This window comes from Streptomyces sp. MBT65, assembly GCF_016612545.1.
Taxonomy (GTDB): Bacteria; Actinomycetota; Actinomycetes; order Streptomycetales; family Streptomycetaceae; genus Streptomyces.
This window is the reverse complement of record NZ_JAENRY010000033.1, coordinates 1-16168: the sequence shown is the minus strand read 5'-3', so window position 1 is coordinate 16168 and position 16168 is coordinate 1. Positions and strand designations below refer to the sequence as shown.

General features: G+C 71.0%; 13 protein-coding genes and 1 riboswitch. Of the genes, 4 read left to right on the top strand and 9 right to left on the bottom strand.

The genetic code is table 11. The features are described from left to right. Positions 1-134 precede the first annotated feature (134 nt). Entirely contained in the window at positions 135-938 is an 804-nt protein-coding gene (locus JHN63_RS10160) for a VOC family protein (protein ID WP_200678966.1), read from the top strand. Between the two features lie 72 nt (positions 939-1010). After that, positions 1011-1505: a DUF4352 domain-containing protein gene (locus JHN63_RS10155; RefSeq protein WP_200678965.1), complete on the top strand. Its 495-nt coding sequence runs from the start codon at positions 1011-1013 to the stop codon at positions 1503-1505. A gap of 9 nt (positions 1506-1514) precedes the next feature. Here the strand turns inward: JHN63_RS10155 and JHN63_RS10150 are convergent, their stop codons facing one another. The 4 genes from JHN63_RS10150 to JHN63_RS10135 form a co-directional block, all read right to left on the bottom strand. After that, on the bottom strand, positions 1515-2162 hold the full coding sequence (locus JHN63_RS10150; protein ID WP_200678964.1) for a thymidine kinase: 648 nt from the start codon (positions 2160-2162) through the stop codon (positions 1515-1517). Positions 2163-2205: 43 nt separating this feature from the next. Further along, the gene (locus tag JHN63_RS10145) at positions 2206-3396 is read right to left on the bottom strand and encodes an alkaline phosphatase family protein (RefSeq protein ID WP_200678963.1); all 1191 of its coding nucleotides are present in this window, start codon (positions 3394-3396) and stop codon (positions 2206-2208) included. Further along, positions 3396-3983, bottom strand: coding sequence for a DUF5998 family protein (locus tag JHN63_RS10140; RefSeq protein WP_200678962.1), 588 nt, complete (start codon positions 3981-3983; stop codon positions 3396-3398). The genes JHN63_RS10145 and JHN63_RS10140 overlap by 1 nt, the downstream gene beginning before the upstream one ends. An 87-nt stretch (positions 3984-4070) precedes the next feature. Then, on the bottom strand, positions 4071-6878 hold the full coding sequence (locus tag JHN63_RS10135) for a bifunctional GNAT family N-acetyltransferase/acetate--CoA ligase family protein (RefSeq protein WP_200678961.1): 2808 nt from the start codon (positions 6876-6878) through the stop codon (positions 4071-4073). 189 nt (positions 6879-7067) lie between these two features. On the opposite strand from JHN63_RS10135, the gene JHN63_RS10130 reads away from it, so the two are divergent. Continuing rightward, positions 7068-7349: an HPr family phosphocarrier protein gene (locus JHN63_RS10130; RefSeq protein WP_019072943.1), complete on the top strand. Its 282-nt coding sequence runs from the start codon at positions 7068-7070 to the stop codon at positions 7347-7349. Between the two features lie 161 nt (positions 7350-7510). On the opposite strand, the gene JHN63_RS10125 is transcribed toward JHN63_RS10130, so the two are convergent. The 4 genes from JHN63_RS10125 to JHN63_RS10110 form a co-directional block, all read right to left on the bottom strand. Further along, positions 7511-8206: a GntR family transcriptional regulator gene (locus JHN63_RS10125; protein WP_200678960.1), complete on the bottom strand. Its 696-nt coding sequence runs from the start codon at positions 8204-8206 to the stop codon at positions 7511-7513. A 188-nt stretch (positions 8207-8394) separates the two neighbouring features. Continuing rightward, positions 8395-9150 (bottom strand): M23 family metallopeptidase, encoded by a 756-nt coding sequence (locus JHN63_RS10120; protein WP_200678958.1) that lies wholly within the window; start codon positions 9148-9150, stop codon positions 8395-8397. 12 nt (positions 9151-9162) lie between these two features. Next, a riboswitch (cyclic di-AMP (ydaO/yuaA leader) is annotated at positions 9163-9321 on the bottom strand. A gap of 202 nt (positions 9322-9523) precedes the next feature. Then, positions 9524-10912, bottom strand: coding sequence for a pitrilysin family protein (locus JHN63_RS10115; RefSeq protein ID WP_200678957.1), 1389 nt, complete (start codon positions 10910-10912; stop codon positions 9524-9526). Next, positions 10909-12279 (bottom strand): pitrilysin family protein, encoded by a 1371-nt coding sequence (locus tag JHN63_RS10110; RefSeq protein ID WP_200679007.1) that lies wholly within the window; start codon positions 12277-12279, stop codon positions 10909-10911. Before JHN63_RS10110 ends, JHN63_RS10115 begins: the two co-directional genes overlap by 4 nt. Positions 12280-12612: 333 nt before the next feature. Here JHN63_RS10110 and JHN63_RS10105 point away from each other — a divergent pair, with 333 nt between their 5' ends. Continuing rightward, positions 12613-15069, top strand: coding sequence for a DNA topoisomerase (ATP-hydrolyzing) subunit A (locus tag JHN63_RS10105; protein WP_200678956.1), 2457 nt, complete (start codon positions 12613-12615; stop codon positions 15067-15069). 10 nt (positions 15070-15079) lie between these two features. Here the strand turns inward: JHN63_RS10105 and JHN63_RS10100 are convergent, their stop codons facing one another. Next, positions 15080-16162 carry a GTP-binding protein gene (locus tag JHN63_RS10100; RefSeq protein WP_200679006.1) on the bottom strand — a complete coding sequence of 361 codons (1083 nt, stop codon included), beginning with the start codon at positions 16160-16162 and terminating at the stop codon, positions 15080-15082. Positions 16163-16168 lie beyond the last annotated feature (6 nt).

The window sequence follows — 16168 nt, the reverse complement described above, 5'->3', positions numbered from 1 at the left end:
TCGACGGCGCGGCCGGGGCGCGGTGCGTCACGGGGGGTGCGAGCATCGGCACGGGGCGTGCACGCGGCTGCGGCGCGCGGATCCGCAGAGCGGAAGCGACACGGCCACCGCGAGGGGCCGAGGAGAAGGTGACGATGACCGAGGCACGGGGGTCGGCCGGCCTGAACGGCGACACGCACACTCTGCGTACGCAGGGCTCACCCTGCTGGGTGAGTCTGATGGTGCACGGGATGGCCACGACTCAGGAGTTCTACGGGGAGCTGTTCGGCTGGGAATTCCAACCCGGTCCCCAGCAGCTCGGCCCCTACGCGCGGGCCCTGCTCGACGGGCAGGAGGTGGCCGGTATCGGCCAGTTGCCGCCGGACCGGCATCTGCCCATCGCCTGGACGCCGTATCTCGCCTCGGACGACGTGGACCAGACGGCCGAGACGGTACGGATGTGCGGCGGCACGGTCGGGGTGGGCCCTCTGGACGCGGCCGAGGCCGGCCGGCTGGCGATCGGCTCCGACCCGTCCGGGGCGGTGTTCGGCATCTGGCAGGCCTCGGCACACCTCGGCACGATCATCACCGGGGTCCCCGGCACACCCGCCTGGAACGAGCTGCTGACCTCGGAGACCGCGAGCGTCGCCAAGTTCTACGAGACGGTGTTCGGCTACGAGGAGGTGCCGGTGGAGTCCGCCGACCTCGACTACGTCACCCTGCACCTGGACGGCCACCCGGTCGCCGGCATCCATGGCGTCGGCACGGCCCTGCCCCGCGACCGGGGCCCGCACTGGATGACGTACTTCGAGGTGGCCGACACGGACGAGGCCCTGACCCGCGTCACGGACCTCGGCGGCCACACCCTCACCCCACCCCACGACAGCCCGCACGGGCGCGTGGCGACGGTCGCGGACCCGGAGGGCGCGATGTTCTCGGTGATCGAGGGGCCACGGTAGCCCTCGGGTCGCTTCCGGTGCGGGGCAGGCGGATCATGGCGTCATCAGCCGCTCCGCACACCTGGAGGAGCGATGCTTCGTCGTACGGCACCGCTGTTGACTTGCCTGCTCGCAGTTCCGGCGCTGGCTCTGGCGCCGCTGGGGACCACTGACACCAAGGTCGGGGACACCCTGCAGCTCACCGGCCTCGAGTCCGGCGAAGCTCTGGACGTGACGGTGACCAAGGTCGTCGAGCCGGCGCACCCGAAGAACTCCTTCCTCAAGCCGAGCGCGGGAGACCATCTGGTGGCCGTCCAGTTCCGACTGAAGAACACGGGCACGACCGTCTACGACGACTCACCGTCCAACGGCGCAACCGTGATCGACAAGAACGGACAGCGATTCTCCGAATCGTTCAACGATTCCACGGCCGGCCCGTCGTTCCCCGGCAGCATCACGATCAGCCCCGGAAAGGCGGCCCTGGGCTTCATTACGTTCGAGGTGCCGAACACCTCCCGGATAGTCACCGTCCAGTTCGCCATGGACAGCGGGTTCTCTGACGACGTCGGCGAGTGGGAGGTGCCCTGATCCCTGAGCCTAAGCCGACGTCATCGGCAGGACGTCCGGTGACAACGCCGCCGCACGCGCCGTCGCAGACGTCATGCGGCGGCGGTGGTGGCGGCGGCACAGGACCTCGTAGCCGACCGCCTCCGCCTGGTTGACGTCGCCCACGACGACCTGGGCGCCCTCGACGACCATCTCGCCGCCTATCGTGCGGGCGTTGTGGGTGGCGCGGGCGCCGCACCAGCACAGGGCCTCGACCTGGAGCACCTCGACGCGGTCGGCGAGTTCGACCAGGCGCTGGGAGCCGGGGAAGAGCTTGGAGCGGAAGTCGGTCGTGATGCCGAAGGCGTAGACGTCGAGGCCCAGGTCGTCGACCACGCGCGCGAGTTGGTCGATCTGCACCGGCGCCAGGAACTGTGCCTCGTCGGCGATGACGTAGTCCGCGCGGCCGCCCTGGGAGAGGTGGTCGACGACGTAGCCGTACAGGTCCTGCTCGTCCTCGACCTCCACCGCGTCGGTGACCAGGCCGAGCCGGGAGGAAAGCTTTCCCTCGCCCGCGCGGTCGTCCCGCGTGAAGATCATCCCCGCCAGGCCGCGCGCCGAGCGGTTGTGCTCGATCTGGAGCGCCAGGGTCGACTTCCCGCAGTCCATCGTTCCGGAGAAGAACACCAGCTCGGGCATGGGGAGTTGAGCACCTTTCGGCGGGGAGGAGGACGGTGGGGTTTCAGGAGCGTACTTCGAGCAGGGGGACGAGCTGCTCGGCAGGGGTCATCGAACCGTGGTTGCCGACCATCGCCGACTCCTTCGGCTCCCGCTCGGACGCGATGATCAGGACGTCGTCCCGGGCGGCGGCGATCACGTCGCCGAGGCGGTCGTACACCCGCTCGTCGATCTTCGGCCCGAACCAGCCCGCCCCGATCGCCTCGTCCCGCGAGGCCACCCAGAACTGCTCGCCGAGCACCTCGCGCCAGCAGGTCAGTACGTCGTTCTCCGCGCCCCGCACCGCGTAGACATGGCGGGCGCGGCCCTCGCCGCCGAGCAGGGCGACGCCGGCGCGCAGTTCCCAGTCCGCGTCGAAGTCGATGCGGTGGTCCTCGTCGAAGGGCACGTCGATCATGCCGTGGTCGGCGGTGACGTACAGCGCGCTGCGCGGCGGCAGTTGGTCGGCGAGGCGCTGGACGAGCCGGTCGACGTACATGAGTTGGCCGCGCCAGGTGTCGGAGGCGACGCCGTAGCGGTGGCCCGCGCCGTCCAGCTCGGCGTAGTACGTGTAGACCAAGGAGCGGTCCCCGGCGGCCAGTTGCTCGGCCGCGAGGTCCATGCGCTCCTCGCCGGTCAGCCGCCCGTGGAACGTTCCGCCACTGAGCGCGACCTTCGTCAGCGGGGTGTTCTGGAAGGTGGGGGACGACACCTGGGCGGCGTGCACACCCGCGTCCTGGGCCAGTTGGAAGATCGTGGGGTACGGCTGCCAGGACTTCGGCTCGGTCCACGGCTGCCAGCGCAGCTGGTTCATCAGCGCGCCGGTGGCCGGGTTGCGCACGGTGTAGCCGGGCAGGCCGTGCGCGCCGGGCGGCAGGCCGGTGCCGACGGAGGCGAGCGAGGTCGCGGTGGTCGCCGGGTAGCCGGCGGTGAGCGGACGTCCCGTTCCGCCGCGCGAGCTGCCGAGGAGGGCGTGCAGATAGGGCGCCTCGTCGGCGTGGTCCTTGATCTGCTCCCAGCCGAGGCCGTCGATCAGGAAGACGCAGTTGCGGTCGGCCGCGGTCAGTTCCGGGATCGCCGCGGTCGTGCCGGGCACGCCCATGCCCGCGGCCAGCGTGGGCAGCAGATCGGCGAGGGAGCCGGAGCCGTACTCCGGGACGGGCGCGGACTCGACGGCGAGGGGTTCGGGGTGGTCCCAGGTGGCGGACTGGGACATCAGCGCGTGACGTCCGCGGTCGCCTCGGAGAGCGCCTGGGCGAAGGCGAGGGTCTGCTGGACCGTCTCGGGGCCGTCCCCGGCCTCGCTGACGCGCAGGCTCAGGTCGTCCGCAGTCGAGTTGCCCGTGTAGCCGTGGTCGGCCTCGCAGTTGGGGTCGCCGCAGGCGGCCGGCTCCAGGTCGATGCGGGCGACGGCACCCCAGCCGATGGTCAGCACGACCTCGCGGGGCAGCGTGCCCGGCACGTACGACTCAGGGTTGGCGACCACGCGGCTGAGCACCACGGACGAGATCCGGCCGAGCTTCACGGACTCCGTGGACGTCGTGGCGTACGGCGTCGGGGAGGTGCTGTCGGCGGACTGCTCGTCGGTGTGGCTGACGATGAAGCGGTTGCCGGTGAGGACCAGCACCGTCACGTGCCGGCGCACCTCGTTCTGGTCGAACGTGGTCTCCTGGTGGACCAGGAACGACCGCATGGGCTCGCCGCCGACGGCGGCCTCCACCGCCTCGGCCACAAGGGCCGGGTAGTAGCCGCTGCGCTCGATCGCCGCACGCAGCCCCTGGGTCGTCGTACTGGTCTTGGCCATACGCCCATCCTACGGTGGACCACTGACTGCGAGGCACCGCTCAGGACGGTCCGATCCCACCTGTCTCAGTGGGCGGTCGACGCACGGTCAGTACACGGGAAGCGTCCTCGGGCCGAGGTCGTCGCGGACGGGCGGCGGGGCCAGGCGGACGGAGGCACCGAGCACGCTCAGGCCGTGCGCGGCCACGACGACCGGCTCCAGGGTCACGGCGACGACCTCGGGATGGTCGTCGACCAGCCGCGACACCCGCAGCATCAGCTCCTCCAGGGCAGGCGTGTCGACCGGCGTCGAACCGCGCCAGCCGAACAGGAGCGGCGCCGTCCGGATCGACCGGATCAGCGAGGCCGCCTCCCGGTCCGTGACCGGAATCAGCCGGTGCGCGGTGTCCCCGAGCAACTGCGAGGCGGCTCCGGCGAGCCCGAACGACAGCACGGCCCCCGCCGCCGGATCGATGACGGCCCGTACGACGGTGTCGACCCCGCGCGGCGCCATCCGCTGCACCACCGGCCGCAGTTCCTCCGGCGTCCCGAACAACTCGCCCAACTCGGCGTACGCCCGCCGCAGTTGGTCCTCGTCGGCGAGATCCAGTCGTACGCCGCCCAGGTCCGCCCGGTGTCGCAGGTGCGGGGCGGTGGCCTTCAGGGCGACCGGGTAGCCGAGGGTGCGGGCGGCCTCGGCGGCGGCTTCGGGGGTGGGTGCGGGCAGCGCGCGGTGGACGTCGACGCCGTACTTGCCGAGCAGGTCGCACGTCTCGTCGACGCCGAGCGTGAGGCCCTGCCCGCGCGCGAGGAGGCCGCCGATCAGTCCGGCGGCGCCCTTCTCGTCGATGTCCTCGAACTCGGGCACCCGGCCGGGGTCGACGGCCTCGCGCCGCCACTGCGCGTACTTCACGGCTTCGGCGAGGGCCCGGACGGCGCGCTCGGCGGCGGGGTAGGCGGGGATGAGACCGGCCCCTTCGGGGGCCTGCGACGCGGTGGGCGGTCGCTCCGCGGGGCGCTGGGAGTCGCCCCGCTTCGAAACGGCCTGTGGTGCCGTGCTCATCGCGGCCGACAACGCCTCGGCGAGTCCTCCGAGTTCCACATGCACGACCAGCACCGGCTTCCCGGGGACCTCCTCGGCGGCCGACCGCAGGGCCTCCGCCAACGCCGCGTCCTCCGCGGGCCCCTCCCCGACCGCCGGTATCGCCGTCACGACCACCGCGTCGCACGTCTCGTCGGCCAGCGCCTCCGACAGGGCCCGGTGGAAGTCCGCCGCCGTCGCCGCCGTGGTCAGGTCCAGTGGAGCGAGCGGGCGCAGCCCCTCGGAGAGGCACGCGTCGTAGGTCAGCAGCCCCAGTGACTCGGAGTTCCCGAGGATCGCCACCCGCGCCCCGCCGGGCAACGGCTGGCGTGCGAGCAGCAGTCCCGTGTCGACCAGTTCGGTGATCGTCTCGACGCGGATCACGCCGGCCTGGCGCAGCAGCGCGGACACGGTCGCGTGCGGCAGGCGTGTCGCCCGTACCTCGTGTCCCTGGGGGGCCGATCCGGCGCCCTGGACCACGACCAGCGGCTTCGCCGCCGCGGTGCGCCGGGCGAGGCGGGTGAACTTGCGGGGGTTGCCGATGGACTCCAGGTACATGAGGGCGACGTCGGTGTCGGGATCGTCGTACCAGTACTGAAGGACGTCGTTGCCGGACACGTCCGCGCGGTTGCCGGAGGACACGAACGTGGAGACGCCGGTGACTCCGGTGACCCCGCCGCCGCGCCGGTGCAGCCGGGAGAGGAGGGCGATGCCGATGGCGCCGGACTGGGCGAACAGGCCGATGCGTCCGGGGCGGGGCATCTCGGGCGCGAGGGACGCGTTCAGCCGTACGTCGGCTGCGGTGTTGATGACCCCGAAGGCGTTCGGCCCGATGATGCGCATGCCGTACGTGCGCGCGTGGCGCACGAGTTCGCGCTGGCGCTCGCGTCCCTCGGGGCCGCTCTCGGCGTATCCGGCGGTGACCACGACGAGCCCCTGCACCCCGTGCTCGCCGCACTCGGTGACGACTTCGGGGACGTGCTCGACCGGGACGGCGACGACCACGAGGTCCACAGGGCTCTCGATGTCGCGCACCGAGCGGTACGCCGGCACCCCGTCGAGGTCCTTCTGCTCCTCGGCGAAGGCCTTGTTCACGGCGTACAGGCTGCCGGTGAACCCGGCGTCCCTGATGTTGTCGAGAACGCTGCGACCCACCCCTCCGGGGCTACGGCCCACACCGACGACGGCGACCGAGCCGGGCCCCAACAGCCGTCGTACGGACCGCGCTTCGGCGCGCTGCTCCCGCGCGCGCTGCACGGCGAGGGACCGATCCGTGGGTTCGAGGTCGAACTCCAGGCGTACGACGCCGTCCTCGAAGCTGCGCTTCTGGGTGTAGCCGGCGTCCGTGAACACCTTGATCATCTTGTTGTTGGCGGGCAGCACCTCGGCGGCGAAGCGGCGGATGCCCCGCTCACGGGCGACGGCCGCGATGTGTTCCAGGAGGGCGGAGGCGACGCCCCTCCCCTGGTGCGCGTCCTGCACCAGGAAGGCGACCTCGGCCTCGTCGGCCGGGGCGGAGGCGGCACGCCCGTCGGCACTAATGCGGTCATAGCGTACGGTGGCGATGAACTCGCCGCCGACGGTGGCCGCGAGTCCCACCCGGTCCACAAAGTCGTGGTGCGTGAAGCGGTGGACGTCCTTGGCGGACAGGCGAGGATACGGCGCGAAGAAGCGGTAGTACTTCGACTCGTCGGAGACCTGCTCGTAGAAGCTGACCAGGCGCTCGGCGTCGTCGACGGTGATGGGCCTGACGCGCGCGGTACCCCCGTCGCGCAGCACCACGTCGGCTTCCCAGTGGGCGGGGTACTCGTGCCGGTCCGACGAGGTCTGCTGCATGGGGCCCAGCGTACGGCTCGCGTCCGACAACGGCGCGAGGCAGTCTGTGGGTGAAAAGCAGCGAAGGGGAGTCGGGCCGAGGCCGCGGTCCGACGACTCGCTCCGGACGGTCCACGGGACCGGTCCGGGCTCGCTTCACGTGTGGGAAACTGGTCTAGACAACCCTGAGACTCTGAAGGGCAGCATCACATGGCTGAGCGCCGCGTCAACGTCGGCTGGGCGGAGGGCCTTCACGCCCGCCCCGCCTCCATCTTCGTCCGGGCCACCACGGCCGCAGGTATCCCCGTGACGATCGCCAAGGCCGACGGCAACCCCGTCAACGCGGCCTCCATGCTCGCGGTGCTGGGCCTGGGCGCCCAGGGCGGCGAGGAGATCGTCCTCGCGTCGGACGCCGAGGGCGCGGACGCGGCCCTCGACCGGCTGGCGAAGCTGGTCGCGGAGGGTCTCGAGGAACTCCCCGAGACCGTCTGAACAACCCGCAATTGATGGTTGCGGTGATTTCGCCGCAAAACCGATGTGCCGCAACCTCGAAGGGCTCGCCCGAATTACCGGGCGAGCCCTTCGCAATTCCACTTGCGGGCAGCAGAAATAATCCCCCGCGAATTAGTATCTCTTTGTATACGGTGCCCGTGTTAATGCCGCAGACCCGACATGTTTACGGGAGGTTGCGAAGTCCTCACACGGTCAGCGGCGCCCGCCCCGCCGGGAAAGCGCAGCCGGTGCGCGGTGCCCGCGCGCTCGGTGTGCAGGGCGGTGATCGCCCGCGCGCGCTCGCTGTCGCCGCGCGCCACGGCGTCCACGATGGCCCCGTGCTCGGCCCAGGACTCGACGGGGTTGGCCGGTGCGTCCACCGCGTACATCCAGGCGATCTTGTGCCGCAGCTGGGTCAGCATCGAGGTCAGCGCGGGGCTCCCGGAGGCCTGCGCGAGCGTCTCGTGGAACCAGCTGCCCAGGGAGCGCAGATCCTCGCTGTTGCCCCTCCTGGCGCGCTCCTGGCCCAGCCTGACGAGGCCGCGCAGCACCTTCAGGTGGGCCTCGGTGCGCCGCTGGGCGGCCCGCGAGGCGCCGAGCGGCTCCAGCAGCATCCGCATCTCCAGCAGGTCGGCGGCCTCCTGCTCGGTCGGTTCCGCGACGCACGCGCCCGCGTGCCGCCGGGTCACCACGAACCCCTCCGCCTCCAGCGTGCGCAGGGCCTCCCGCACGGGGACGCGCGAGACGCCGTACCGGCGCGCGAGGAGTTCCTCCGTGAGCCGGCCGCCGCGCTCGTAGACACCGGCGACGATGTCGTCCCGGATCGCCGTGCATACCGAGTGCGCCGGAATACGCATGTCCGACCTCCGCCTTAATCCCCGTGAAACGTCGACGATTGACGTGTGTTCCGTGACTCTATTGCAATGAGCGGGAATTTCCGATGGCGGACCGGAATCCATGGATATTTTTTGGACAGGTGGGCTCCGGAAACGCCGAAAGCCCCGGCCGGGTGGGCCGGGGCTTCAGGAAGTGCGGCGCCGTGTCGTCAGACGTTCACACCGTGCTTGCGGAGGTAGGCGACGGGGTCGACGTCCGAGCCGTACTCGGCGGTCGTGCGGGCCTCGAAGTGGAGGTGCGGTCCGGTGACGTTGCCGGTCGCCCCGGAGAGGCCGATCTGCTGGCCCGGGGTGACGCTCTGGCCGACCGAGACGCCGATGGACGACAGGTGGCCGTACATGGTGTACATCCCGTCGGCCATCTTGATCACGACCTCATTGCCGTACGAGCCTCCCCAGCCGGCTTCGACGACGGTGCCGGAGCCCACCGCGTGCACGGAGGTGCCGGTCGAGGCGTGGAAGTCGATGCCCGTGTGGGCACCGGAGGACCACAGGGAGCCGCCGGTCTTGTAGCCGGTGGAGACGTACGAGCCGTAGACGGGCGCGACGAAGGTGTTGAGCCTCTTGCGCTCGGCCTCGCGGGCGGCGCGGACCTTGGCCTCGCGCTCCGCCGTGGCCTGCGCGGCGGCCTTGGCCCGGGCGGTCTCCTCGGCGAGCTTCTCGGCGGCGGCCTCCCGCTGCGCGACGGCCTGGGCGTCGATCTTCTCCGCCACGGAGTCGCCCATGGCGACGACGGGGGTGAGGCCGGTCTGTTCGGGGGCGGGCTCCGCGGCGAACGCCGGGGCGGCGGCCAGGGAGCCTACGACGCCGGAGGTGGCGAGAGCCGCGACACTCGCGGCACGAACGGTGGTGCGGTGGGTCCGGCTCGGGCGACGGTGCTTCCCGGTGGCGCGGGTGAACGCCATGAAGTGGCTGGTCCTTTCCTTCCTTCTCGCCTACCGGGTTAGCTGACGGGTTCGGAGCAGGAAGGTCTCCTACGGATTCCCTCGCGGTGCGCGGGCGTCCGATTCACCCCAGGGACATGGGTCCCCGGCTCCCCTGGCTCGCGCCGTACGGGGACTCGGCGATGACTGTCCGGTGCCACGAGTGCGGCGCGGTGCCTGACGGACAGCCGGACCGACGCTAAGGGGGGCCACTTTCAATCCCCAAACGGATCACGGATTTTGTTGCGCATGCCACAGGGCAGACAGGCAACCTCTCCCCCAATTCGGACAATAGGGAGCCCTGGTGACGCTTCAGTCACCAGGGCCTCCCCACGCGCGTGTGCCGCTACCGCGTCTACTCCGCCGGAACGACGGTCACTTCGCCGATGCCGAGGGCCTCCACGGGCTCCTTGATCTGCTCCGCGTCGCCGACGAGGATCGTCACCAGACGGTCCACCGGGAAGGCGTTCACGACCGCCGCGGTGGCCTCCACGGTGCCGGTCGCGGCGAGTTGCCGGTACAGCGTCGCCTGGTAGTCGTCAGGCAGGTGCTGCTCGACCTGGTCGGCCAGCGTGCTCGCGACGGCCGCGGCGGTCTCGTACTTCAGCGGCGCCACCCCGACGAGGTTCTGTACGGCGATGTCCCGCTCGGCGTCGGTGAGTCCGCCCTCGGCGAGCTTGCGGAGCACCGTCCAGAGGTCCTCCAGCGCGGGACCCGTGTTCGGGGTGTCCACGGAGCCGCTGATGGCGAGCATCGACGCGCCCGTGCCGTCGGGTGCCGAACGCAGCACCTGGCCGAACGCGCGCACACCGTAGGTGTAGCCCTTCTCCTCGCGCAGGACGCGGTCCAGGCGGGAGGTGAGGGTGCCGCCGAGGCAGTACGTGCCGAGCACCTGCGCGGGCCACACGCGGTCGTGCCGGTCGGCTCCGACGCGGCCGATGAGCAGCTGCGTCTGGACGGCGCCGGGACGGTGCACGATCACGACCCGCCCGGTGTCGTCGGCGGTCACCGGCGGCACGGGGCGCGGCTGCGCGGTGGAGCCCGTCCACGAGCCCAGGGTGTCGGCGAGCAGTACGTCCAGGTCGATGCCGGTGAGGTCGCCGACGACCACGACGGTGGCGGTCGCGGGGCGGACGTGCCGGTCGTAGAAGGCGCGTACGGCCGCGGAGTCGATCTTCTCGACGGTCTCCTCGGTGCCCTGGCGCGGGCGCGACATGCGCGAGCTCGCCGGGAACAGCTCCTTGGAGAGCTCCTTGGCCGCGCGGCGGGACGGGTTGGCCGTCTCGTGCGGGATCTCGTCGAGGCGGTTGCGGACCAGCCGCTCGACCTCGCTGTCCGCGAAGGCGGGCGCCCTGAGGGCGTCGGACAGCAGACCGAGGCCCTTGGCCAGGCGCGAGGCCGGGACCTCCAGGCTCAGGCGCAGCCCGGGGTGGTCGGCGTGCGCGTCGAGGGTGGCGCCGGAGCGCTCCAGCTCGGCGGCGAACTCCTCGGCGGAGTGCTTGTCGGTGCCCTCGGAGAAGGCACGCGCGGTGATCGTGGCGACGCCGTCCAGGCCGGCCGGTTCGGCCTCCAGGGGCGCGTCGAGAAGCACCTCGACGGCGACGACCTGCTGGCCGGGGCGGTGGCAGCGCAGCACGGTCAGGCCGTTGCCCAGCGTCCCGCGCTCGGGCGCCGGGAAGGCCCACGGCCTGGCCTCGCCGGCATGGGGCTGCGGGTGGAACTCCATCGTGGCGAGCTCGGTCACTTGGCCGCCTCCTCGTTCTCGTCGCCGGCCGCGGCCGCTGCTTCGACATCGGCGTCATCGTCGTCTTCGTCCGCGATCGGCTCGTACACGAGCACCGCGCGGTTGTCGGGGCGCAGGCGGGCCTTGGCGGCCTCCTGGACCTCCTCCGCCGTCACGTCGAGGACGCGCTCCACGGCGGTCAGGGCGAGCTGCGGGTCGCCGAACAGGACGGCGTACCGGCACAGTTCGTCGGCGCGGCCCGCGACCGTGCCCAGCCGGTCCAGCCACTCGCGCTCCAACTGGGCCTGGGCGCGCTCCATCTCCTCGGCCGTGGGGCCCTCCGCGGCGAACCGGGCGAGCTCCTCGTCGATGGCCGCCTCGATGACCGGCACCTCGACGTCACCGGACGTCTTGACGTCCAGCCATCCCAAGGAGGGTGCTCCGGCCAGCCGCAGCAGACCGAAGCCGGCCGCCACGGCCGTACGGTCGCGTCGTACCAGGCGGTTGTAGAGGAGCGAGGACTCGCCGCCGCCCAGGATGGTGAGGGCGAGGTCGGCCGCGTCGGACGCGCGCGTGCCGTCCTCCGGGAGCCGGTAGGCGCACATCAGGGCGCGGGCCGGGACCTCCTCGACGACGACCTCGCGCAGTTCGCCGCCCATCGTGTCGGGCAGTGAGCCGTCACGGGGCGTCGGCTTGCCGTCGTGCGCCGCGATGGACCCGAAGTACTTCTCGATCCAGGCGAGCGTCTGCTCGGGGTCGATGTCGCCGACCACGGACAGGACCGCGTTGTTGGGCGCGTAGTAGGTGCGGAAGAACGCGCGCGCGTCCTCCAGGGTGGCCGCGTCCAGGTCCGCCATCGAGCCGATGGGCGTGTGGTGGTACGGGTGGCCCTCCGGGTAGGCGAGGGCGGTCAGCTTCTCGAACGCCGTCCCGTAGGGCACGTTGTCGTAGCGCTGACGGCGTTCGTTCTTGACGACGTCCCGCTGGTTCTCCATGGACTCTTCGTCCAGGGCGGCCAACAGGGAGCCCATGCGGTCGGCCTCGAGCCAGAGGGCGAGCTCCAACTGGTGGGTGGGCATGGTCTCGAAGTAGTTCGTGCGCTCGAAACTGGTGGTGCCGTTGAGCGAACCGCCCGCGCCCTGCACCAGTTCGAAGTGGCCGTTGCCCTTGACCTGTCCGGAGCCCTGGAACATCAGGTGCTCGAAGAGGTGAGCCAGGCCGGTACGCCCCTTGACCTCGTGGCGGGAACCGACGTCGTACCAGAGGCACACCGCCGCGACCGGGGTCAGGTGGTCCTCGGAGAGGACCACGCGCAGACCGTTGGCCAAGCGGTGTTCGGTCGCTGTCAGACCGCCGGACCCTGCCTCGGCGGTGGCCGTGTGACCCATGGGCATGTACGTCCCTTCGATCGCGGATTCTCTGGCTGGAACCGCAGAAATCCTGCTCGTCCCGCCACTGTATGCAAGCGTGCGGACCGTCGGCGAAGTTCCCGGCGGACGTACGCCGAGAGCGAGATCGCGTAGCCTGCGGGCAGTCGCACACGTGGACCCACGCGGCAGCCGTCGGTGACGGAGCCGAGCGGCCAACGCCGGGTCCTGGTCCGCGTTGTCAGTGCCGCGGTCCACAATGGTTCACGTCAAGACCCCGTTCACGCTTCAGCAAGAGTGAGCCGAAGGGGAGCGACCCCCAGGCGAGCGACCAGAAAAGAGGAGCCGGCAGCGATGGCCCGCCGCAGCACGAAGACCCCGCCGCCCGACGACTCGTTCGAGGAGCGGATCCTCGACATCGACGTCGTCGACGAGATGCAGGGCTCCTACCTTGAGTACGCGTACTCGGTCATCTACTCCCGCGCCCTGCCGGACGCCCGGGACGGCCTGAAGCCGGTCCACCGACGGATCGTCTACCAGATGGACGAGATGGGCCTGCGCCCCGACCGCGGCTATGTGAAGTGCGCGCGTGTCGTCGGCGACGTCATGGGCAAGCTGCACCCGCACGGCGACGCGTCGATCTACGACGCCCTGGTGCGCATGGCGCAGCCCTTCTCCATGCGTGTGCCCCTGGCCGACGGCCACGGCAACTTCGGCTCGCTGGGCAACGACGACCCGCCGGCCGCCATGCGGTACACGGAGTGCCGGCCGTCCGAGGCCGCCAACCTGATGACCGAGTCGATCGACGAGGACACGGTCGACTTCACCCCGAACTACGACGGCCAGGAGCGGGAGCCGGTGGCCCTGCCCGCCGCCTTCCCGAACCTCCTGGTGAACGGCTCGTCGGGCATCGCCGTCGGCATGGCCACCAACATGCCGCCGCACAACCTGGGCGAAGTCATCGCGGCCGCCCGCCACTTGATCCGCTACCCGAACGCGGACCTGGACACCCTGATGCGCCACGTCCCCGGCCCCGACCTGCCCACGGGCGGCCGGATCGTCGGACTCACCGGCATCCGGGACGCGTACGAGACGGGCCGCGGCACGTTCAAGATCCGCGCCACGGTGGCGGTGGACGACGTCACACCGCGCCGCAAGGGCCTGGTCGTCACCGAACTGCCCTTCACCGTCGGCCCGGAGAAGGTGATCGCCAAGATCAAGGACCTGGTCGGCGCGAAGAAGCTCCAGGGCATCGCCGACGTCAAGGACCTCACCGACCGCGCGCACGGCCTGCGCCTGGTCATCGAGATCAAGAACGGCTTCGTGCCGGAAGCGGTCCTGGAGCAGCTCTACAAACTGACGCCGATGGAGGAGTCCTTCGGCATCAACAACGTCGCCCTGGTGGACGGCCAGCCCCTCACCCTGGGCCTCAAGGAACTCCTGGAGGTCTATCTCGACCACCGCTTCGACGTCGTACGGCGGCGCAGCGAGTTCCGCCGCACCAAGCGGCGCGACCGTCTCCACCTGGTGGAGGGTCTGCTCACCGCGCTCGTCGACATCGACGAGGTCATCCGGATCATCCGCTCCAGCGACAACTCCGCGCAGGCGAAGCAGAGTCTGATGGAGCGCTTCTCGCTGTCGGACATCCAGACGCAGTACATCCTGGACACACCGCTGCGCCGGCTCACCCGGTTCGACCGGATCGAGCTGGAGTCGGAGATGGAGCGACTCACCGCGGAGATCGCGGAGTTGACCCGCATCCTGGAGTCGGACACCGAGCTGCGCAAGCTGGTCTCGACCGAACTGGCCGCGGTGGCGAAGAAGTTCGGCACGGACCGGCGTACGGTCCTGCTGGAGTCGGCGGGCGCGCCCGCCGCCACCGTGCCGCTCCAGGTGGCCGACGACCCGTGCCGGGTGCTGCTCTCCTCGACGGGTCTGCTGGCCCGTACGGCGAACAGCGAGCCCTTCCCGGAGGACGCCGAGACCCGGCGCGTCAAGCACGACGTGATCGTCTCGGCGGTCCCGGCGACGGCGCGCGGCGAGCTGGGCGCGGTCACCTCGGCCGGCCGCCTCCTCCGGATCAACGTCGTGGACCTCCCCCAACTCCCGGAGACGGCCACCGCACCGAACCTCTCCGGTGGCGCCCCGATCTCGGAGTTCGTCTCCCTGGACGAGGGCGAGACGGTCATCTGCCTGACGACCCTGGACGAGTCCTCCCCGGGCCTGGCGATCGGCACCGAACAGGGCGTCGTGAAGCGTGTGGTCCCCGACTACCCCACGAACAAGGAGGAGTTGGAGGTCATCACGCTCAAGGACGGCGACCGGATCGTCGGCGCGGTCGAGCTGCGCACCGGTGAGGAGGACCTGGTCTTCATCACGGACGACGCCCAACTCCTGCGCTACCAGGCCTCCCAGGTGCGCCCCCAGGGCCGCCCGGCCGGCGGTATGGCGGGCATCAAACTCACCGAGGGCGCGAAGGTCATCTCCTTCACCGCCGTCGACCCCGCCGTGGACGCCGCGGTGTTCACGATCGCGGGCTCGCGCGGCACCCTGGACGACTCCGTCCAGACGACGGCCAAGCTGACCCCGTTCGACCAGTACCCCCGCAAGGGCCGCGCGACCGGCGGCGTCCGCTGCCAGCGCTTCCTGAGGGGCGAGGACTGTCTGTCCCTGGCCTGGGCGGGCGCGGTACCGGCGAAGGCCGCACAGCGGGACGGCACACCGGCGGAACTCCCGGAGATGGACCCGCGCCGCGACGGCTCGGGCGTGTCGCTCGCGAAGACGGTGGCGGTGGTGGCGGGCCCGGTGTAACCCGCGCCTCTCAGACCTCCGGCTCCGGATCCGGGCCCAACTCCGGCTCTTGCTCCGGCTCTTGTACGTAGCGCAGGACGCCCCACATGCCGTGCTCGTCGGCGTGTGGGGCGTCGTCGTTCTTGCACGCCTCCAACTCCTTGCCGAGGGCGGGCAGATCGAGGCCGGTGCCGATGAGCACGAGCTGCGTCAGCCGGGTGTCCTCGTCGGCCCAGGCCTCGGGGTAGAAGCGCAGGAAGCGTCCTACGGCGTGCACGGCGTACCGGTTGTCGGGATCGTGCGCGCCGAAGTCGACGTACCCCTTGATGCGGTAGAGCCCCTCGGGCCTGCTGTCCAGGAACGCCATCAGCCGTCGCGGGTCCATGGGCGCGCTGTCGGAGGCGAAGGAGAGGCTGTCGTAGGCGGCGTGCAAGTGGTCGGCGTGCGCGGCGTGTTCGCCCTCCTCGTCACTGTCGTGGTCGTGCAGGTCGTCGAAGGTCAACTGCCCGACACGCTCCTCGCTCGGCCGGCAGTCGAAGAGGAACTCCGGGTCGATACGACCGTAGGTGGCGGGTACGACGGCGGCCCGGTCGGTGAGCGAGCGGACGAGCCCGAGGACGCGCGGGGCGTCGACCGCCCGGTCGAGCTTGTTGACGACGACGAGATCGGCGAGGGAGAGATGCCGGTCGATCTCGGGGTGCTTCGCGCGCGTGGCGTCGAACTCGGCGGCGTCGACGACCTCGACGAGCCCGCCGTAGACGATCCCCGGATGCTCGCTGGCGAGCAGCATGCGCACCAGTTCCTCCGGTTCGGCGAGCCCGCTGGCCTCGATGACGATGACGTCGATACCGGCGGCGGGCCGGGCGAGCCGCTCCAGGTAGACGTCGAGTTCACTGGCGTCGACGGCACAGCACAGGCACCCGTTGCCGAGGGAGACGGTCGAGTCGCCGAGCGCCCCGGCCACGGCCAACGCGTCGATCTCGATCGCCCCGAAGTCATTGACGACGGCACCGATACGGCTGCCTCCGCTGCGGTGCAGGAGGTGGTTGAGCAGGGTCGTCTTGCCGGAACCGAGGAATCCGGCGAGGACGAGGACGGGGATCTGTGGGGGGATCGGGGG

Coding starts and splice junctions, on each gene's coding strand:
- JHN63_RS10160 (WP_200678966.1), top strand. CDS start 135: ATGACCGAGGCACGGGGGTCGGCCGGCCTGAACGGCGACACGCACACT.
- JHN63_RS10155 (WP_200678965.1), top strand. CDS start 1,011: ATGCTTCGTCGTACGGCACCGCTGTTGACTTGCCTGCTCGCAGTTCCG.
- JHN63_RS10150 (WP_200678964.1), bottom strand. CDS start 2,162: ATGCCCGAGCTGGTGTTCTTCTCCGGAACGATGGACTGCGGGAAGTCG.
- JHN63_RS10145 (WP_200678963.1), bottom strand. CDS start 3,396: ATGTCCCAGTCCGCCACCTGGGACCACCCCGAACCCCTCGCCGTCGAG.
- JHN63_RS10140 (WP_200678962.1), bottom strand. CDS start 3,983: ATGGCCAAGACCAGTACGACGACCCAGGGGCTGCGTGCGGCGATCGAG.
- JHN63_RS10135 (WP_200678961.1), bottom strand. CDS start 6,878: ATGCAGCAGACCTCGTCGGACCGGCACGAGTACCCCGCCCACTGGGAA.
- JHN63_RS10130 (WP_019072943.1), top strand. CDS start 7,068: ATGGCTGAGCGCCGCGTCAACGTCGGCTGGGCGGAGGGCCTTCACGCC.
- JHN63_RS10125 (WP_200678960.1), bottom strand. CDS start 8,206: ATGCGTATTCCGGCGCACTCGGTATGCACGGCGATCCGGGACGACATC.
- JHN63_RS10120 (WP_200678958.1), bottom strand. CDS start 9,150: ATGGCGTTCACCCGCGCCACCGGGAAGCACCGTCGCCCGAGCCGGACC.
- JHN63_RS10110 (WP_200679007.1), bottom strand. CDS start 12,279: ATGGGTCACACGGCCACCGCCGAGGCAGGGTCCGGCGGTCTGACAGCG.
- JHN63_RS10105 (WP_200678956.1), top strand. CDS start 12,613: ATGGCCCGCCGCAGCACGAAGACCCCGCCGCCCGACGACTCGTTCGAG.